The organism is Chryseobacterium sp. MA9 (genome assembly GCF_024399315.1).
GTDB lineage: Bacteria > Bacteroidota > Bacteroidia > Flavobacteriales > Weeksellaceae > Chryseobacterium.
In genome coordinates this window covers 463874-482513 of the sequence record NZ_CP075170.1, presented here as the reverse complement: position 1 = coordinate 482513, position 18640 = coordinate 463874, and the positions used below count along the sequence as shown (strand labels likewise).

The following is an 18640-nucleotide window of genomic DNA, read 5'->3' as shown; positions in this document are numbered from 1 at the left end:
TATACAAATTAACACTAATGGATTGAAATTCTTCCCACACTCCTTTTATTCTATAGTTTCACGCTCAATTTCTGAACTTCTTCGGCAGAAAATCCGTAGATCTGCGGTGTTTTTACATCCAAAAGATTGAGATAGATGTATAATTCTGCTCTGTGATGAATCTCATGTTCTATCATGGCGCGGAGCCATTTCCAGACAGAAATTTCACTGTTGGCCGGAGTCAGGCATTTGCGGGTGAAATCTTCCTCTGAAAGGCCATTGATAATTTCTAACGTTTGTCTGTGCATTTCATTGAAAAACTTCACAGTATTTTCATATCCGTCAGCCAGTTCTTTTCCACATCCCGGATAAGCACTTTTCTTTCCTCTAATCGTTTCTCCATACATATACCTTTCTATGGTGGCAATATGTCTTATCTGATCACCAATGGTAAATTTCCCTGGTTTGTAGGAGTAATCTATATGTTCAGGCGGAACAACTGCGATAATGCGGTTAGTTCTCTCCCTTATTTTCTCATAATAATTGATGAATGATTGTACAGTTTTTATTTCCATATTTATTGGGCTTTGGCTGATCTGCTTTTGCAGGATGAATATAAGAAATCTAATGGGAGATGTTTTTGATTTTACTATAAATTATTCATAAAATTTAAAAAAATTCCTAATATGTGATCGCAAAATTTGGAAGCTTATTAAATATCCAATATTTTAGTTAAAAAATAACCATGATGAAAAGAGGAATTTGCTTGTGCATTATACTATTGGGCTTTAACAATATCACTGCTCAGTCTGCAAAAATTGACTCTGAAAAGCTTCTTGAATATTATGAGACACAACGCTATGCCGATGCTGCCAAATACCTTCAAAGCATATATCCCGGAGATACACAGGATGTAAAAGCTCTTTCACAAATAGCCTACTGTAATATGATGGCCGGAAAACTCCCGGAAGCAGAGAAAAATTACATAAAAATCAATACCATTCAACCAAACAGTCTCCCCACTCTATTTAGTCTGGCCAGCATCAATTCCAGACGGGGCAATGCAACCAATGCCAAGGCTTATCTTCAACAGATCATTCAGCTGGATAGTCTTAACTTCAATGCTTATAAACAGCTTGCCACCTATGCAGATACTCCTGAAAACAAACTGTACTACCTCAAAAAAGCCAGCTCCCTGAATTCTACTGATCCTGATGTAGCTTATGATCTTTCTCTGGCTTACAGTGGTCTGAAACAATACCTGCCTGCTTATGATGTTTTAAAAACAGCCATTGCTTCTGATACTGAAAATTTCACTTTACAACAGACCCTATTACCAGTTGCCAATCAACTCGCCAAGTATCCGGAAGTGATTGAAATTGGTGAAAAACTCCTGAAAAACCATGCTGATGTGAATGTAATGAATGATATGGGACAGGCGTATTTTTATGTAAAGGAATATCAGAAATGCATCAGTCTTTATAAAATGCTGGAAGATATGGGAGTACAAAACGAAGGTACACTCTATTTCATGGCCCTAAGCTATCGTGAACTGAAAGATTATAACAATGCTGCCATCTATGCACAGAAGACTATTGATGAAGCTATTTCAGATCACACCACTCTATATTATGCTGCATTGGCAGGCATCTATGAAGCCAAAAATCAGTATAATGAAGCTGTAACAGCTTATAAAAGGGGATTAACCTTTGGTACAAGTAATATTATTTATTACCGTTTAGGACTTCTTTATGATCTGAATCTGAAACAGCCTAAGAATGCGGCCACCTACTATCAGCTGTACCTTAAAAACCATCCGGATCAGGAAAAAGAAAAAGATCAGATTGCATATGCAAAAGGCAGAATTCCTGTTTTAAAGTAATAGAAAATTTGAGTCATTTTGTGATTATAGTCACAAGTGGGACATCCAATGAACCACTAATTTTGTATTCAACAATAGAAACAATATTTATGGACAATACAATGCAAAATACAGCGGAACAGTTTATTCAATATTTAAATGAAGAAAATTTTGACAAGGCGGAAAGCTGTCTTGATCCTGATTTTAAATTTATAGGAGTATTGGGAAAAAGGGATAATGCTTCTGTTTACATCAAAGATATGAAGCAGATGAAGTTTAAGTATAAAATTCTGAAAGCTTTTACATCTGGTGAAGATGTATGTTTCTGGTATACTATTGACATGGGAGAAAAAGCGATAGAAGCTTCCGGATGGTATCAGATTAAAGATGGAAAGATTTATACCTTAAAAGTTTTGTTTGATCCCAGACCTTTATTGGATAAATAAAAAATGAGCGAATGCCTGAAGAACATCATCTCTGATCAGATTACATTTGAAATACAAAAACAGTTTCAACAGCTGAAAATAAAATTAAAAGGTGGATAAATAAGATGGAGGCAGGAAGATGGGAGTTGGAAGTTATTGCAGTTTAAGTACAAAGTTCCTTTCTTTATTCTGCACTTTTTTTAAATCCAGCCCACTTTTTTTCTCCAAGTCGTATATCCGATATTTTGGCCATCTATTTCGGGAATGCTTTCTGGTTCCGGAATTTTGTTGATTTCTGCCAGTGGCAATGCCGGAAGATTTACTTTTTCGCGTTCTTTGTTTAAGGTTTCTTTGTTTTCTACGGGATATACTATTCCTTCAGCAGTCAGCTGTGTTCCGTATTTTTGAGGTTTGCTCTGAAAGAACTGAATCCTGTCATATAAATAAGCTTTATGTATTGGATTAATATCATTGCTGTTTTCTTCCATCATGGTACAGCATTCTTTCATAAACTCAGGCTCACCAATAGCGTGCTGGATAATCAGCCATGCGGCATTGCTTCCTTTTTCACCGACTTTTGACAGGGTTGGAAATCCGATCTCAGCTATAATTTCCCGAAGTCGCTGTGCATTAGCTTTATGAACCTTTTCCATTTCAGGATGGTAGCCTCCGGACAGTTTTCCGGCAGCGAGCAGATCCTCTCTTACAGTCAGATCTTTATCAGCAAGTTCTATCAGTTCTTTTTCAAATGAGAAATTGTCCATATTATTAATGATAATTGATTGATGATATAGGATATACCTCAGCTGAGCCTATTAATTTCAGTTTTATATCAGAACTCTGTCAAGGATAAAACGGGCCCTTTTATCTACAGTAACTTTCGGCACTTCAATGATATTGAAGTCATATTCCTGATAAATTTCTTTCATACATTCAAAAGTGAGGATGGCTTTTTCAATGGTTTGTTTTCTTTCTGGGTCATTTTCATAAATCTCTTTCCATGGAGGAAGAATAAAAACATTGTTATTATAAATCATTTCTCTGGCTTCTGCTGTCATTAATTCCGGAACAGGAATATTTTCAAGCCTCATATAACCCAGCGTGTCCCATATTCCGCGGTCAAAGAAAACAGGTTTCAAATGGGTCACCTGATTCACTTCCAAATAGGTTTTTACCGATTCTTCAAACATCAGACTGGCAAAAAGTTCTTTGTTCAGCCAGGGAAGCCCTTCTCCTCCAGACTCAATCTGTTCCATAATAATTCTCCTGCCTTCTTCAGGAACTGTTGTCAAACCATATTTATTTAATTCATTCAACAGCGTTGTTTTTCCTGCTCCGGGACCACCCGTAATGATATATAATTTTGAAATATCCTGCTTCATCAGTTTGACTTATTTTTAAAGACAGCCTCCGTTTACAACAGAAATCTCAGGTTTTCTGCAAGGCTTAATTATTATTTTTAATGATACTTTTATAGGTATGAATACGATCTTCTTCCTGGTACATATTACATAATATCAAGAGGTTATCCGTATTGTATTTTTCTGAAATCTGCTGCAATCTATGATCCACAGACTGTGGCGTTTCTATGATAATCCTCTCTAAAAAGGTGAAAAACTCATCTTCATCTTTAGTTCCCAAAATCTTTTGTTCTACAGCTTCAGGAGAAAGAACAGCATTGGGACTGACTAATTGCCGGGATTGTAAAAACTGGTAGGCCATTCCATAAGCATTCCTTCTGGCTGTATCAATAGTATCTGCTACTGATACTGCAACTGCCACCTGCAGAGAAGGCTGAGAAAAATATTGAGTACCGTCAAATTCTTTGAGATAAGCTTCTGTGTTTTCTATTCCGTTTTCACTGTTCATAAAAGCAGCGAAAGAATATCCTGTCCCATGTTTAGCAGCTTCTTTTGCTGAAGTCATTCCTGATCCCAGCCACATGATTTCAGGAATATACTGTACATGTGTGGGTTGTGCAATAAGTCCGTCATAAATGCCTTCCTCATCTCTAATCAATTGAATGATCTCTTCCAGCTTCGTTTCCATATTTGATAAAACTACCGGTTTATGATTATTGAGTGCCATGACAGCATCTTTTAATCCTCCGGGAGCTTTTCCCAATCCGAGAATAAAGCGCTCAGGATATACGGTGGACAGCATTTTGGCCCATTCCGCAATTTTATAGGCAGAATAGTTTCGCATCATAATTCCGGCGGTTCCTATTTTGATACGGCTGGTTTTGCTTAATATAATTGCTGCTAAAAGTTCAGGGCTGGAACTGCCATAAGCTTCTACTCCATGGTGTTCGGAATACATAATACTATGAAAGCCTGTTTCTTCAGCCAATAAAGCAAGGTTGATACTGTTTTCCAATGCAGAGGCTGCACTGCCTCCCGTTGTTACAGGTGATTGGTCTAAGATCCCTAATTTCAGCTTCATACTATAGAATAGATTTTATGTGAAGGTATGAAAAAAGACAATACACCTTTTATTCTTTAGGCGGAAAGACAATTCCTTCATCTTTGATCAGATCGTAGCCGTACTGCATAATGGTCTCAATAACCGGAATGGCTTTTTTCCCTTTTTCCGTAAGGCTGTATTCTACTTTCGGTGGCACTACGGGAAATACTTCACGATGGATCATGTCCTTAGCTTCCAGTTCGCGCAGCTGGCTGGTCAGCATTTTGTCTGTAATATGAGGAATATCTTTTTTAAGCTCACTGAAACGAAGAGGTTTTTCCTGCAATCTCCATAGAACAGGCATTTTCCAGGTTCCCCCAATATGACTTAGCGCAAATTCAATAGGTGTATAATAGAGTCTTTTATCGTGGAAAAATTCAGGCATAAAAACGTTTTTTAGTTACACTTTCAAAAAGGTAAGTATAGAACTAAAAGGTAAGTATATAGTTTTCTGATAGTCTATTCTGCAAATTTGCAAAAAAATAATGAAAATGAACAAAAATCTTTATGTACTGGCACTTGGTGTTTTCGGGATCACAACCACAGAATTTGGAGTTATAGGGGTATTGCCAGACATAGCTTCAGCATTCCGGGTCTCCATCGAAAAAGCGGGATGGCTGCTCAGTGCTTTTGCGTTGACCGTTGCTGTTTTCGGTCCTCTTATGCTGATGGCATTATCTTCTTTTAAAAGGAAAAGTCTGCTGATTTTCTCCTTATTTATTTTTGTTATAGTAAATATTCTGTCAGTTTATATCACCAATTTTTATCTGCTTCTTGCTGTCAGAATGATTCCTGCATTTTTCCATCCGGTTTACTGGTCGATCGCCTTATCTGCCGCCGGAGAAATGTCAGATTCTACAGAAAAGTCCAAGGCTGCGGGCATTATTTTTTCGGGACTTACCCTGGCGACCGTAATGGGTGTTCCATTGGCAACTTTTATGTCTGATCTGTTTTCCTGGCAGTCTTCTTTTCTTCTTACGGCTTTTATTAATGGAGTCGCTCTGGCAGGCGTATGGATCTATTTACCGTCTATTCAAAATAAAAACGGGCCATTTAAGGGTTTTCCTTGTCATATATTTCATAGTAAACGTCTGTTGATCGGGCTTTTTCTTGCATTTTTCACTATTGCAGCCATGTATTCTACGTATGGCTATATGGCAGATTTTTTAAAGAATGTAACCCGGATGAATGGAAAACAAATCAGTTTGATGCTTTTCCTGTTCGGAACGGTAGGTATCATTGGGAATAAAGCCGCGGGAAAATACATGAGCAGATTTCCATTTCAAACCACTCTTCTATTTTTAATATTATTATCAGGAATTCACCTGCTGATCGGATATTATGGAAATCATTTTATACCTATGATCTGGATTATCGGATGCTGGGGACTGATTCATTCCGGAGGTTTTTTGATCAGCAATATCAATGTAACCTCTTCTTCAGATTCTTCGGAGTTTATCAACAGTATTTTTACTTCTTGCGGGAATTTCGCTGTAACAGCGGGTACTTTTTTCGGGGGATTCTGGATCACTCATTATGGCATTGAGAATATAGTATGGTTAAGCATTACAGGTATGATTCTCGCTCTTATGATGTTGATTATAAAAAAGAAATATACAGAGTCTAAGCTTTAACAAAAAAATAAAACCTTCCGATAACGGAAGGTCTGTTTTATAAAAATTTTTATGCACATCTGATGTCAGCACAACCGCCACCACCGCCATTTCCATTTCTGTAATAACATGTTGATGTAGGACAGCCACATGCTATACACTCACTCTCTGCAGGCGGACGACCTCCTGTGATTGTTTTTAAACTTTGTCTCGCGATTTTCTTTAGATTTTTCATAATAAATAAGTTATTAGTTTGAAATGGTAATTTAGTAAAAAATCGCTGAGCGGCTTTGATTTTGATTGTTAAATAATGCTAAATTTTACACCTAGAATTTAAGTGCATTCAGTTGGCTGAATTCTTCCTTATTGTAGATTTTTTCAATTTTTCCATCTTTCAAAAGGGCTATTTTATCACAAGTATGAAAAAGGGTTTCAATAATATGAGAACTCACAATAACTACCTTCTTCTCGGATTTCAATTGCCTGATAATGTCATAAAGAATATGAACCCCTTCAAAATCTACTCCATTGAATGGCTCATCAAGGATATTAATAGGTTTATCCAGCATCAGCATTCCGATAAGGGCCAGCTTTTTCTTCATTCCGCTGGAATAATACTGCTGAATTTTAAATGATATAATAGTTTTTTCAATGGGATTAACTGAAGATTGAAGATTTTAAAGATAAATATTTTCAACAGAAATATGATGATTCCCTGGTATCATTTTCTTCTCACGATAACATATAAAAAAGTCAGTAATAAAGCACCTCCTGTAATGATCAGCCACCAGTAAGGCAAAACCCAAAGCACAAAATACTTCATGGAATTCATGAGATAGAAGATCCCATTTTCTGATGGATAAACCTGTCTGAAAGCAGAGTCTGTAAGCCCAAGAATATAGGCTATCAAAGACAATATTACGGTGTTTATGATAAACATTTTTAATATATTTTTCTTCATAACTCTGTTTTTAAAGAAATCCTATATGATTACAGATAGAAAATTTCAGTGAATAATCAGATTATTTATTCCCCGTTTTAAACTTTATAACAAGTGTCTCATTTTTAAGATAATAGCCTTCTTTAGACTTGAAACTTTTATTAGTGAGTACAAATTCATATTCTTTATCAGGCTTAAGATCTACTCCCGGAACCAAAGTTTTATCATTGTTTTCCATCCCAATGACTTTAGTGATCGGCATGTATTCTTTTCCCTTATCGGAAAGATTGAAAGAATAGTATCCCGGCACCATCTCTTTAGAAAAAGTGATTCGTATTTCTTTTACATCTGGACTTACCTCTACAGAACCATTTGCCGGATCTATTTTTACAACATCCGGCGACATCTTACGGTATTCCTTCATCAAATCACTCGTTTTTTCTTTGAAAAACTTTGATTGGGTAAGGAAATTTTCTACAGCTTTATCACTGTCATAATTTAGCTCAATGATATCTTTAATTGCCTGTTTTTTATCTTTAGCATTCTGATAATATGATTTACAAATTTCATATCCTACATAATATCCTAAATCCGCACTTTCTCCTTTTTGTCTTCCGTTATAAAGCCAATTCGTAAAATTACCTGTGAACATTTCTTTTTTAAACAACTCTTTAATTTCAGTTGTATGAGCCGCTCCATAAGAAAGATATTTCCTTTCCAGAGGCTTATTCATGACAAGTTCAGCAATCAGGTCACAGGCACCTTCTTTTATAGATTGGCTTAAAACTCTTCTACGGTCTCCGGTTTGCTGAGTATGGATATATTCATGAATGTTCAAAGAAACAATATTATCCAGAGACTGCTTTGCAAAAACACCTTTCAGCCATTCATCTTTGAATTCTGAAACATCTGTAGAAGGAAGCCCTGTGGCAAGTTCGGCTCCCACTAATACCATATTTCCGCTTACTGTTCCTCCGGAATTCAGCCCGCCAATGGTAAAATACATTTCGGCATCTTTCAACTCAGGATAAATCTGCTTCAGCCTGTCAACACTGGCTTCAAATTCGTTGGTTTTGGTCTTAATTGTCAATGTATTCGGTCTTACAGAATTCCAGAATTTGGGATACTTTTCAATAAGTTTTACATAAAGACTGTCATTATAATCTCTTGCGCTCATAAATGCTTTTAGGCCTTTTGTTGCTTTATCAGTATACAATTTCTTAATCAGATCCAGTTTTCTGGAATGATCGTTTGTGTTTTGAATGCTGTCATAAGCCACCCAAAAATTATCAATATCCGAAGTAAAAATTTTGGTCCGTTTCTGCGAAAAAACACTTGCAAATACAAGCGAGAAAATAATGGTTGTAAAACGTTTCATGGTATTTTTAATAGCACAATGATACACACAATTATTATATTTTGCAAATATCATTTTATGTCATAAATACAGTACATTTTAAGACTTTAGAAACTATTAAGCCAACATAATAACTCCAACAAAAAGAACTCAGAATATATATTTTCTCATTTATTTATATCAATTCCAAATAATTTTAATTCTTTCCATTTTATTGTCACAAATATTTAATACTTTAGCTTAATAATTTGAACAAATGGGAATAATCCTTAAACCAATTGATATTGTAGATGATATTTCACAAGAAGATTTCCGTGAAAAATATCTAAAGCCATGTAAGCCAGTGGTAATCAGAAATATGGCAAGAAAATGGCCTGCCTACCAAAAATGGACGATGGAGTACATGAAAGAAGTGGTTGGCGACGTTGAAGTTCCCCTTTACGACAGTTCCAAAGCAGATCCTGCCGCTCCTATCAATACTCCAACGACGAAAATGCAATTTCGTGATTACGTAGACCTTATTCAGAGGGAGCCTACTGATCTAAGAATCTTTTTCTTTGATCCTATAAAATTTGCTCCAAAACTTTTGGACGACTATGTTCCGCCAAAGAATCTGATGGGTGGATTTTTAGATAAATATCCGAGTATGTTTTTCGGAGGTAAAGGTTCTGTGACCTTCCTTCACTATGATATAGACATGCCTCATATTTTCCACACCCACTTCAATGGAAGAAAACATGTTCTTTTATTCGAATACAAATGGAAGTCAAGGCTTTACAAGCTCCCATATGCTACTTACGCGCTGGAAGATTATGATATTGCCAATCCTGATTTTGAAAAGTTTCCGGCATTGGATGGTATTGAAGGAATTGAATGCTATTTGGAACACGGAGATACTTTATTCATGCCTACCGGCTGGTGGCACTGGATGAAATATCTGGATGGGTCTTTCTCTATTTCCCTGCGTGCATGGGACAAAAGCTGGGCTGTAAAAGCACATTCTCTTTGGAATCTTGCTGTTCAGCGTAATTTTGATAATTTCATGAAAGGACGATACAAAAAAAGGTATATGGACTGGAAAGAAAGAAAAGCGGTAGAAATAGCAAATAATGCATTAAGAAAAGGACTTCCTAAATAATAAGAAACGTTTTCACCCCATAAAAGAGTGGATGATTGTATTTAAATCATCCACTCTTTTTTATTTGCAGGCTCTATTTTTTGAAATATCGTTTAAAATTTAATTAAATTGCATATATGTTCCCTAATACCCGTGTATATGTTTGAAAAGTTGATCGATAGTTTTGAGAAGCTGTGCCTGCAGATTATTATTGAAATATTGTTGGTTCCGGTTACCATTTTCAAATTGTTTCAGGATCCCCGCCGCTGCTATGATCTTTCTGTACACGAGATGGAAAAAGAAGAGACTGAACGTTTTCAGGATTATCTTTCTCCCATTAAGCTTTCCGTTTATACCTCTGTCATTATCTCTGTTCTTTTAATGGATTATGGAGGTGAACACAATATTATTTCAAAGATCAAGGGATTAAGTATGGTAGAGAAAGCTCTGTTTATATTTCTGATGAACAATATTACTGCAGTACTATTCAGCGTTGCTTTATTATGGTACAAAAAGGAAAAAATAAATACAGCCACTTTCCGGACTTTGCTGTTTTCTTTCATTTATACCACTGTGTATACCTCTACTCCATTTTTTATATTGATCAGTTCGGCTATGTTTTTGGGACAAACCCTAAATGTAGAAGCTTATCTGGATCGTTTTGGCAAGGTGAGTACCTATGGGACAAGAGATTATCTGTTTTTTCTGGCTTTTCTGGTTTTTATTATCATTGGAATTATTGGTGTCTTTAAGCTTTTCAAAGCGCTGCACTATATTCTGAAAAATAATTTTAGTTACCATCCTTATATTGTGTGGTTTTTCACAGTACTCTTTTTTGTTATTCAGCTTTATTATGCCAGAGGATTTATTTAAAATCAATCTATCATGCACCAACATACAAGTCTGTTCATATTTTTTTTAAATTTGCAAAAAATCTTACATTATGCCCCGACCGCGAGAAAGAATACTAAGCACTGCCATGGTTCTCTTCCATAGACAAGGCTACAACAATACGGGCATCAATCAGATCATTGAAGAGGCAAACGTATCAAAGGCAAGTTTTTATCAGCATTTCAGATCTAAAGATGAACTTTGTATTGAATTTCTCAATAAAAGATATGACTACTGGGCTTCTGAGCTTGAACAGTTTACATCAGAAGCAAATACAGTACAGGAAAAAATCCTGAAGTCGTTTGATTTTTTGGTTGATATGAATGAAAGAGAAGACTTCAGAGGGTGTAGCTTTTTGAATATTTTATCTGAAATTCCTGCTGATAAAGAAGAGATTCATAAGGTAATCCGTTATCATAAAAATAAGCTGAGAGAATGCTTCAATAAAGACATCCAGGACGATATTGCTTCAGCCCATATCTACCTTCTTTTTGAAAGCTCAATACTCACCAGCCAGCTCTACAGATCGAATGAACTGATCGAAAAATCTAAAATTATCGTGCAGGATCTATTGAGTGCCTCCCATTAACCCAGCCACTATATATGAATATTCCAGATTTTCATTCTTTTTTAAAAACGGAGCTTCATTTATTAGCTGAAGTTACTTACCCTGCCAAAACAGTACTCCTTGATGAAGGAAAGGTTTCAGATAGGATGTTCCTTGTAAAAAGCGGAGCCTTAAGAGAGTTTTTCTATCAGGATGGAAGAGAACTCACCTTGGAATTTATAACAGAAAATCAAGCTGTTTCCTCTTTTGACAGCTTCCTGAACAGTACTCCCAGTGAATTTATTATTGAAACATTAGAACCCTCTACAGTGTATGAAGTACGCGTTGACACTTTTCACAAACTCATGGAAGATCAGGAATTTCAACACATCTTTCATCCACTTTTTTATAAACGTTTCAGTGAAATCAATAAACGGCTGATCTCTTTTATTAGAGATTCTCCTCAGGAAAGATATAACCAGCTTCTCAAAAACAGACCAGAGCTTCTTCTACGGTTTCCACAGCATTATATTGCCTCTTATCTTGGGATCACGAGTGTTTCATTAAGCAGAATACGAAACCGCAGATAATTTCTTTACAATTGTTATCGTTCAGTCATTAATCTGTAAGGTAATTTTGTTTCAAAATAATAAAGTTATGATACATTTTATCCAACAGGTATTCAAAGAGGTATTAGAAAATCCCCTATTTAACGAATTATTAATTGAAAAATATTTTTCTAAACAATACATTCAGCGTGTAGATCATACTCAGCTCAATTACGAAGAATTTGTCCTGCACATCAAAAAGCTAAAGGAAAAAGTGGCTGAACAAGAAATTGAGATCTTCAGCCATGCTGAAAATGGTAATATCATCTTTACCAATCATATAGCAAAATCTACACTAAAAGACGGAAGTAAGGTTTCTCATAAAGTATTGGCTGAATTTACCATTCAGAATCATAAAATTATACGATGTGATGAGTTGACTTTACTGATAGAGGGAGATGAAACTGCAAAGAATTTGGGATCCGAAAGGTAGGTAACAACTTTATATTACCTTCAATGATCAGTTTCTATATTAACAATTCTTAAGAAAACCTTAATTTTCTCTTCAACACTTTCCCCAAACAGACGTTTAATTTTGTTGTGATTTTTATCTAAAAATAAAAAAAGTGAAAAAAATTTTTACATCTGTTTTATTTTGTGCCTCTATTTTTTTCTATGCACAGACCGGTTCTCTTTCCGGAAACATCAACGACGATTCGAAAATAGCCTTGCCAGGAGCCAAAATCTCCCTGACGCCGGGAAATATCTATACAACCTCGGATGAACACGGAAATTTTGTTTTCCTGAATGTTCCCCCGGGAAGCTATACTATGAAAATTGATTATCTTGGTTACGGCGTACATGAATATAATGTGACAGTTGAGTCTGAGAAAAACACCCGCCAGAATATCGTTTTCGACAAAAAAGAAACGTCTATTGCAGAAGTTGTAGTGTCAGGAGCTACTTTAAAAAATCAGGCAAGGGCTTTAAACAAGCAAAAAAACAATGCCAATATTACCAATGTGATTTCTTCGGACCAGATCGGGCGTTTTCCTGATGCCAATATCGGGGATGCTTTGAAGCGTGTTCCGGGAGTTACCATACAGAATGATCAGGGAGAAGCCAGAAATCTTATTATCAGAGGACTGGCTCCCAATCTTAATTCCGTTACGCTGAATGGTGACAGAATTCCTTCTGCTGAAGGGGATAACCGTAACGTCCAGATGGACCTGATTCCTTCTGACATGATCTCCACCATAGAAGTCAATAAAACTCTGACTCCTGATATGGATGCCGATGCTATTGGAGGTTCTGTAAACCTTATTACAAGAGCTTCTCCGAATGGACAGAGGATTTCTGCAACAGTTGCCGGAGGATACAATCCAATCCGTGAAAAAGGAAATTATACAGCCGGATTTGTGTATGGAAACAGATTTTTAGATAAAAAATTAGGCGCTGTATTCAGCTTTTCTTATAACAACAACAATTTCGGTTCGGATAATATAGAACCTGTATGGAGCCAGGCAAATGATCTGGCCCAAACAGTTTATGTAAGTAAAATGGGTGTACGTTATTATAATGAACACCGTATCAGACATAGTTTTGATCTTAATATGGATTATGAATTCAATTCCAAAAACAAGATCTATGCTTCTGCAATGTATAATTTCAGAAATGATAAAGAAACCAGGCTGGCATTAGGATATAAAATAAAACCGGTCTACAATGCAGATGAAACAGAAATTACAGACTGGAAAGGAAGTATCACAAGACAGAATAAAGGAGGTGATGCTGATAATGACAACACCCGTCTTGAAAAACAGAAAGTTCAGAACTATGCTTTAAGGGGAGAACATTTATTAGGCTCCAAGGTAGATCTTGACTGGTCTGTCAACTATGCAATAGCAAGTGAAGATAAGCCTCACCAGCGTTATATAGAGTTTGAAAACAGCAAAATGAATTTCTCTCCTGACCTTAGTAATCCAGAAAAGCCAATGTTCAATCTCCTTGCTGCAGATAATTTGGGCAGTTATAAGCTGAGCGATCTTTCGGATGCCAACAACTTTACACAGGAAAAGGAACTGGGAGCAAAAGTCAATGTCCGTTTCCCATTTTCTGTAATTGATGGCCAGAAAGGACGTTTTCGTACCGGTTTCCGTATGCGTTTGAAGAAAAAAGAAAGAGAAAATGATTTCTATGCTTTTACTCCTGTTAACACTATGGGAAGTCTCTTATCCGTACCAACGATAAACCTTGACGGTCAAAACTTTCAGCCGGGAAATTATGTTCCGGGAACATTCGTTGACCCATCATATCTGGGAAACCTTGATCTGTTCAATCCTGTTTTATTTAATGGTAAATTAAAGCCTGAGAAGTATCTTTCCAGCAATTACAATGCAAAAGAGCAGATCTATGCAGGTTATATCCGTTGGGATCAGGATTTCAATGATAAATTATCAATGATCGTTGGCGCACGTATTGAAACAACTAATATTGATTACACCGGAAACTATGTAATGAATGAAAAAGACCTGGTAGGACAAATCAATAATACCAATACGTATACAAACGTACTTCCCAATATTTCCTTCAAATATGTTCCAGTACAGGACCTTGTGCTTCGTGCAGCATTTACCACGGCTCTTGCCCGTCCCAATTATTATTCACTGGTTCCCTACCTTAACGTGATTTCAGAAGATGAGATTGTTGCAGCCGGAAATCCAAACTTAAAAGCAACCTATGCGTATAATTTTGATTTTATGGCGGAAAAGTACTTTAAGTCTGTAGGGATTCTTTCCGGAGGAGTTTTTTATAAAAACCTGAAGGATTTTATTTATACCTATTCCAAAAGAAATTATACTGCAAATGATTTTGCGAATGATTTTGCAGGACAGTCAAATCCAATTCCTACGGGAGAAAGCAACTGGAAGTTTACCCAGCAGCGTAATGGTGACAATGTAGATATTTATGGTTTTGAAGTGGCTTTACAGAGACAGCTTGATTTTATTCCCGGCGCTTTCTGGAAGGGACTTGGAGTTTATGTGAACTATACTTACACCAAATCCAAAGCAAAAGGAATCACCAATGAAGAAGGTATTGAAAGAACAGATGTAGGTTTTCCCGGAGCTGCCCCTCATATGTTCAACGGATCTCTTTCGTGGGAGAATAAACGTTTTTCAGCCAGAGTTTCCATGAACTATGCGTCTCATTATATTGATGAACTGGGAGGAAAAGCTTTTGACGACCGTTATTATGACAAACAGTTTTTTCTTGATGCCAATGCTTCTTACAAGATTACAAGCCAGCTCAGAGTTTTCGCAGAAGCCAATAATCTGACCAATCAGCCGTTAAGATACTACCAGGGAATCCAGAGCAGAACCGCTCAGGCTGAATATTACAGACCGAGGTTTACGATGGGAGTGAAATTTGATTTTTAAAATACACATGAAAAACACGCATTATATATTGGCTCTTACAGTTCTTCCTTTTGTGATCAACTGTACAGGGCAGAAAGAATTAGCAGAAAAATTAAAACCAGCTGTTATTACAGAAACAGTGGTTCATGATACTGATGATCCCGCCATATGGATCAATCCTCAGGATGCTTCAAAAAGTATCATCATCGGAACCGATAAAGACACAGATGGCGGACTGTATGCCTTTGACCTTAACGGAAAGATTACCCATAAAGTTTTAGGATTGAAACGTCCCAATAACGTTGATCTTGAATATGGTTTTATTTTAAATGGAAAGAAAACAGATATCGCAGCGGTAACTGAAAGGGAAACCAACAAAGTAAAATTATACTCGCTTCCTGAACTGAAAGAAATGGGAGAAATCGCTGTATTTGAAGGAGAATCAGAACGGGGTCCGATGGGAGTTTCTCTGTATAAAAACCCGGAAACAGGAAATATATTTGTGATTGTCGGAAGAAAATCCGGCCCGGCTGACGGCTACCTTTGGCAGTATAAACTGACTGAGAAGAACGGATCCATCACAGGAGAAGTTGTTCGTAAATTCGGGAAATACAGTGGACTGAAAGAGATTGAAAGTATTGCTGTAGATGATGAAATGGGCTATATCTACTATTCTGATGAGCAGTTCGGAGTTCATAAATATTATGCAGATCCGAAAAAAGGAAATGAAGAATTATCGGTTTTCGGAAAAGGAGATTTTAAATCTGATGTGGAAGGAATTTCCATTTATCCTACTGCTGAAGGAAAAGGATATATTCTGGTTTCAAATCAGCAGAATGACACATTCAATGTCTATTTAAGAGAAGATCAGTCCAAAGGAAGAATTGCAGAAATTCCTGTTTCTACGCTGGAAAGTGATGGTTCTGAAGTGACGAATGTTAATTTAGGTCCAAAATTTCCTAAAGGTGTCTTCGTTGCGATGAGTAATGGCAGAGTATTTCACTTTTATGACTGGAGAATTGTTGAGAAAGCAATTAAATCAGCTGTGAAAGCCGCTAAATAAAAATAATCTTTGAACCATTAAGGTTGACAAGGTTGTAAGAGTATTAAGTTGAACTGTATTGTCATTGCAAACCATAGGTGAAGCAATCTCATGAGTGGAGTTCAACTTAATACTTTTCATTCTTTTATGTTACTGAACATGTTTCTTCAGAAATTCTGCTGTATATGATATTTTGTTTTTTAACAGATCTATCGGAGTTCCTTCAAACAATACTTCACCGCCAAACTTTCCTGCGCCAGGCCCCATATCAATAATCCAGTCTGCCTGTGCAATAATGTCAAGGTTATGCTCGATAACAATAAGCGTATTATTCTGATCTACAAGCCCATTAAAAAAAGTCAGCAGTTTTTGGGTATCACTTGGGTGCAATCCTGTACTGGGTTCATCCAGAATAATGGTCTGATGAGTATTTTTCAGTTCTCTTGTAAGTTTCAGGCGCTGTCTTTCACCTCCGGAAAAGCTATCCAGTCTTTGTCCTAATGTCAGATAATCAAGGCCTAACTGTATCAGCAGATCAAAGTTTTTGAGAACAGATTTTTCTTCAAAAAAAGAGACTGCCTCAGAAATTGTCATATCCATGACTTCTACAATCGTTTTTCCATTGTATGTATATTGTAACACATCAGGATCAAACCCCGAGCCTCTGCAAACTTCGCAAGGTTGTTCAATATCATCCATAAAAGCAAGATCAATCTTTTCTATTCCCAATCCTTTACAGTTTTTGCAGGCACCTTCACTATTTCTGCTGAACAGCTTTTCTGAAGTATGATTACTGTGTGCAAACAGCTTGCGGACAGTATCTGATATTCCCAGATAGGTCAGCAAATTGGAACGGGCACTGGCGGCAAACAGAGATTGATCTATAACCGTCACATCCGGATAAATGTCGGGTAAGATGCGGTTGATAAGTGTACTTTTTCCTGATCCTGCTACTCCGGTAACTACTGTCATTACCCCTGTTGGAATATTCACAGTTACATTTTTAAGATTATATTTTGTAGCATTTTTAATCTCCAAAAAGCCTGTTGGTTTTCTGAATTTTTGTTTTATAACTGGTTTCTCTGCAAAATAAGAACCTGTTTTACCTGTCGAGTTTTTTAAATTTTTAAATGTTCCGTTATATATCACTTCTCCACCATTCCTTCCTGAACCAGGGCCTATATCAATAATTCGGTCTGCCATTTTAATCAGATCCGGATCATGTTCTACTATTAAAACAGAATTTCCTTTGTCTCTGATCTGCTGTATAATCGTTACAATATTCTGCAGATCTTTCGGATGAAGTCCAATACTGGGTTCATCAAAGATATATAAAAGATCTATCAGGCTATTTCCAAGGCTTCTTACCATTTTTATACGCTGAGACTCTCCTCCGGAAAGTGTGTTGGTACTTCTGTCCAATGTCAGATACTGCAATCCGATCGTTATGATATTCTGCAGTTTTGCGGAAAGCTCTTTGATGACAACTTCATATGTCCCTGAATCCAGAGAGGTAATAAATTCCAGCAGTTCATCTACAGAAAGTGCCATACAGTCTGCGATATTCATTCCCTGAATTTTACAGGATAAGATTTTTTCATTCAGCCGTTTTCCCTGGCATGACGGGCAGGTTTTGGTGATAACAATATGATTCAAAGCATCCTTTCTTGTTATATTTTCCTTAGAATCTTTTTTCAGAAACGCTTTTTCAATCCTTGGAACAATTCCTTCGTATTTTACAGTTTTGCCCCAGTCTTTATGCGGATGTCTGGGTTTATGTTCAGGCGCATACAGTAAAGTCTCCCATTCTTTAGCAGTGAAATCTTTCAGTTTTTTTTCATTATCAAAATAACCGGATAGCGTATATCTTGTTAAACGCCATCCCCCCGGCTGAAAAGTCGGAAATCTGACGGCTCCTTCATGCAGAGATTTTTCACGATCAATTAAGACATTTACGTTTAAGGTCTGAACAAAGCCTAATCCCTCACATTCAGGACACATTCCTTGAGGATGGTTAAATGAGAATACATTAGAGTATCCTACAAACGGCTCTCCCATCCTCGAAAACAAAAGCCTTAAAGAAGCAGATACATCCGCTGCTGTTCCCACGGTAGATCTGGCATTTCCACCCAGTCGTTTTTGATTGATAATGATAGGAACATTAAGATTTTCAATTTTATCTACATCCGGCAGACCATAATGCTGCAAACGGTTTCTGATAAAACTGTTTTGGGTTTCATTAATCTGCCTCTGGGCTTCAGCCCCAATGGTTTCAAAAACCAATGATGATTTCCCTGATCCTGATACTCCAGTAAAGACTACAATCTTGTATTTTGGAATTTTTATGGAAATATTTTTGAGATTATTCTGTCGGGCATTGGTAATTTCTATATTTTCCATATTAAAAATGCTTAACTTTGTTAATAATTAACTAAGTTAAG

20 protein-coding genes are annotated in these 18640 nt (G+C 36.6%); 10 read left to right on the top strand and 10 right to left on the bottom strand.

Annotated elements, in window-relative coordinates:
* Positions 1-50 precede the first annotated feature (50 nt).
* Entirely contained in the window at positions 51-554 is a 504-nt protein-coding gene (locus tag KIK00_RS02185; protein ID WP_255814939.1) for a DinB family protein, read from the bottom strand.
* A gap of 173 nt (positions 555-727) precedes the next feature.
* Between KIK00_RS02185 and KIK00_RS02180 the strand changes: the two genes are divergently transcribed.
* On the top strand, positions 728-1861 hold the full coding sequence (locus tag KIK00_RS02180; RefSeq protein ID WP_255814938.1) for a lipopolysaccharide assembly protein LapB: 1134 nt from the start codon (positions 728-730) through the stop codon (positions 1859-1861).
* A gap of 89 nt (positions 1862-1950) precedes the next feature.
* A complete protein-coding gene (locus tag KIK00_RS02175; RefSeq protein ID WP_255814937.1) occupies positions 1951-2286 on the top strand; it encodes a nuclear transport factor 2 family protein in 336 nt (111 codons plus the stop codon).
* A 179-nt stretch (positions 2287-2465) separates the two neighbouring features.
* Here KIK00_RS02175 and KIK00_RS02170 read toward each other — a convergent pair whose 3' ends face one another.
* From KIK00_RS02170 to KIK00_RS02155, 4 genes are all read right to left on the bottom strand, one after another.
* A complete protein-coding gene (locus KIK00_RS02170) occupies positions 2466-3029 on the bottom strand; it encodes a DUF6624 domain-containing protein (RefSeq protein ID WP_255814936.1) in 564 nt (187 codons plus the stop codon).
* A 63-nt stretch (positions 3030-3092) separates the two neighbouring features.
* A complete protein-coding gene (locus tag KIK00_RS02165; RefSeq protein WP_255814935.1) occupies positions 3093-3647 on the bottom strand; it encodes an AAA family ATPase in 555 nt (184 codons plus the stop codon).
* A gap of 64 nt (positions 3648-3711) precedes the next feature.
* Positions 3712-4707: an MsnO8 family LLM class oxidoreductase gene (locus KIK00_RS02160; protein WP_255814934.1), complete on the bottom strand. Its 996-nt coding sequence runs from the start codon at positions 4705-4707 to the stop codon at positions 3712-3714.
* 49 nt (positions 4708-4756) lie between these two features.
* Complete coding sequence (locus tag KIK00_RS02155; RefSeq protein WP_047375509.1) at positions 4757-5113, bottom strand: helix-turn-helix domain-containing protein; 357 nt, start codon at positions 5111-5113, stop codon at positions 4757-4759.
* A 106-nt stretch (positions 5114-5219) separates the two neighbouring features.
* On the opposite strand from KIK00_RS02155, the gene KIK00_RS02150 reads away from it, so the two are divergent.
* Positions 5220-6362, top strand: coding sequence for an MFS transporter (locus tag KIK00_RS02150; RefSeq protein WP_255814933.1), 1143 nt, complete (start codon positions 5220-5222; stop codon positions 6360-6362).
* A 49-nt stretch (positions 6363-6411) separates the two neighbouring features.
* On the opposite strand, the gene KIK00_RS02145 is transcribed toward KIK00_RS02150, so the two are convergent.
* The 4 genes from KIK00_RS02145 to KIK00_RS02130 all read right to left on the bottom strand — a co-directional run bounded on the left by KIK00_RS02145 (position 6412) and on the right by KIK00_RS02130 (position 8659).
* Entirely contained in the window at positions 6412-6576 is a 165-nt protein-coding gene (locus tag KIK00_RS02145) for a hypothetical protein (RefSeq protein ID WP_156118363.1), read from the bottom strand.
* Between the two features lie 91 nt (positions 6577-6667).
* Positions 6668-6943, bottom strand: coding sequence for a hypothetical protein (locus tag KIK00_RS02140; protein ID WP_255814932.1), 276 nt, complete (start codon positions 6941-6943; stop codon positions 6668-6670).
* Positions 6944-7062: 119 nt separating this feature from the next.
* A complete protein-coding gene (locus KIK00_RS02135; RefSeq protein ID WP_255814931.1) occupies positions 7063-7302 on the bottom strand; it encodes a hypothetical protein in 240 nt (79 codons plus the stop codon).
* A 61-nt stretch (positions 7303-7363) separates the two neighbouring features.
* Positions 7364-8659 carry an Ig-like domain-containing protein gene (locus KIK00_RS02130; RefSeq protein WP_255814930.1) on the bottom strand — a complete coding sequence of 432 codons (1296 nt, stop codon included), beginning with the start codon at positions 8657-8659 and terminating at the stop codon, positions 7364-7366.
* A gap of 235 nt (positions 8660-8894) precedes the next feature.
* Here KIK00_RS02130 and KIK00_RS02125 point away from each other — a divergent pair, with 235 nt between their 5' ends.
* The 7 genes from KIK00_RS02125 (at position 8895) to KIK00_RS02095 (ending at position 16220) form a co-directional block, all read left to right on the top strand.
* Complete coding sequence (locus tag KIK00_RS02125; RefSeq protein WP_047375519.1) at positions 8895-9776, top strand: cupin-like domain-containing protein; 882 nt, start codon at positions 8895-8897, stop codon at positions 9774-9776.
* Positions 9777-9914: 138 nt separating this feature from the next.
* A complete protein-coding gene (locus tag KIK00_RS02120) occupies positions 9915-10628 on the top strand; it encodes a hypothetical protein (RefSeq protein ID WP_255814929.1) in 714 nt (237 codons plus the stop codon).
* Between the two features lie 70 nt (positions 10629-10698).
* Positions 10699-11235, top strand: coding sequence for a TetR/AcrR family transcriptional regulator (locus tag KIK00_RS02115; RefSeq protein ID WP_255814928.1), 537 nt, complete (start codon positions 10699-10701; stop codon positions 11233-11235).
* A gap of 14 nt (positions 11236-11249) precedes the next feature.
* Complete coding sequence (locus KIK00_RS02110; RefSeq protein WP_255814927.1) at positions 11250-11783, top strand: Crp/Fnr family transcriptional regulator; 534 nt, start codon at positions 11250-11252, stop codon at positions 11781-11783.
* Positions 11784-11850: 67 nt separating this feature from the next.
* Complete coding sequence (locus KIK00_RS02105) at positions 11851-12234, top strand: hypothetical protein (protein ID WP_255814926.1); 384 nt, start codon at positions 11851-11853, stop codon at positions 12232-12234.
* A 133-nt stretch (positions 12235-12367) separates the two neighbouring features.
* On the top strand, positions 12368-15178 hold the full coding sequence (locus tag KIK00_RS02100) for a TonB-dependent receptor (protein ID WP_255814925.1): 2811 nt from the start codon (positions 12368-12370) through the stop codon (positions 15176-15178).
* Between the two features lie 7 nt (positions 15179-15185).
* Positions 15186-16220, top strand: a complete 1035-nt coding sequence (locus KIK00_RS02095) for a phytase (RefSeq protein ID WP_255814924.1) — start codon at positions 15186-15188, stop codon at positions 16218-16220.
* Between the two features lie 129 nt (positions 16221-16349).
* Here KIK00_RS02095 and KIK00_RS02090 read toward each other — a convergent pair whose 3' ends face one another.
* Positions 16350-18599, bottom strand: coding sequence for an excinuclease ABC subunit UvrA (locus tag KIK00_RS02090; protein ID WP_255814923.1), 2250 nt, complete (start codon positions 18597-18599; stop codon positions 16350-16352).
* Positions 18600-18640: the final 41 nt, after the last annotated feature.

Bases quoted from the DNA above. Each gene is read 5' to 3' on its own strand.
- KIK00_RS02185 (WP_255814939.1), bottom strand. From the start codon at position 554: ATGGAAATAAAAACTGTACAATCATTCATCAATTATTATGAGAAAATA.
- KIK00_RS02180 (WP_255814938.1), top strand. From the start codon at position 728: ATGAAAAGAGGAATTTGCTTGTGCATTATACTATTGGGCTTTAACAAT.
- KIK00_RS02175 (WP_255814937.1), top strand. From the start codon at position 1,951: ATGGACAATACAATGCAAAATACAGCGGAACAGTTTATTCAATATTTA.
- KIK00_RS02170 (WP_255814936.1), bottom strand. From the start codon at position 3,029: ATGGACAATTTCTCATTTGAAAAAGAACTGATAGAACTTGCTGATAAA.
- KIK00_RS02165 (WP_255814935.1), bottom strand. From the start codon at position 3,647: ATGAAGCAGGATATTTCAAAATTATATATCATTACGGGTGGTCCCGGA.
- KIK00_RS02160 (WP_255814934.1), bottom strand. From the start codon at position 4,707: ATGAAGCTGAAATTAGGGATCTTAGACCAATCACCTGTAACAACGGGA.
- KIK00_RS02155 (WP_047375509.1), bottom strand. From the start codon at position 5,113: ATGCCTGAATTTTTCCACGATAAAAGACTCTATTATACACCTATTGAA.
- KIK00_RS02150 (WP_255814933.1), top strand. From the start codon at position 5,220: ATGAACAAAAATCTTTATGTACTGGCACTTGGTGTTTTCGGGATCACA.
- KIK00_RS02145 (WP_156118363.1), bottom strand. From the start codon at position 6,576: ATGAAAAATCTAAAGAAAATCGCGAGACAAAGTTTAAAAACAATCACA.
- KIK00_RS02140 (WP_255814932.1), bottom strand. From the start codon at position 6,943: ATGAAGAAAAAGCTGGCCCTTATCGGAATGCTGATGCTGGATAAACCT.
- KIK00_RS02135 (WP_255814931.1), bottom strand. From the start codon at position 7,302: ATGAAGAAAAATATATTAAAAATGTTTATCATAAACACCGTAATATTG.
- KIK00_RS02130 (WP_255814930.1), bottom strand. From the start codon at position 8,659: ATGAAACGTTTTACAACCATTATTTTCTCGCTTGTATTTGCAAGTGTT.
- KIK00_RS02125 (WP_047375519.1), top strand. From the start codon at position 8,895: ATGGGAATAATCCTTAAACCAATTGATATTGTAGATGATATTTCACAA.
- KIK00_RS02120 (WP_255814929.1), top strand. From the start codon at position 9,915: ATGTTTGAAAAGTTGATCGATAGTTTTGAGAAGCTGTGCCTGCAGATT.
- KIK00_RS02115 (WP_255814928.1), top strand. From the start codon at position 10,699: ATGCCCCGACCGCGAGAAAGAATACTAAGCACTGCCATGGTTCTCTTC.
- KIK00_RS02110 (WP_255814927.1), top strand. From the start codon at position 11,250: ATGAATATTCCAGATTTTCATTCTTTTTTAAAAACGGAGCTTCATTTA.
- KIK00_RS02105 (WP_255814926.1), top strand. From the start codon at position 11,851: ATGATACATTTTATCCAACAGGTATTCAAAGAGGTATTAGAAAATCCC.
- KIK00_RS02095 (WP_255814924.1), top strand. From the start codon at position 15,186: ATGAAAAACACGCATTATATATTGGCTCTTACAGTTCTTCCTTTTGTG.
- KIK00_RS02090 (WP_255814923.1), bottom strand. From the start codon at position 18,599: ATGGAAAATATAGAAATTACCAATGCCCGACAGAATAATCTCAAAAAT.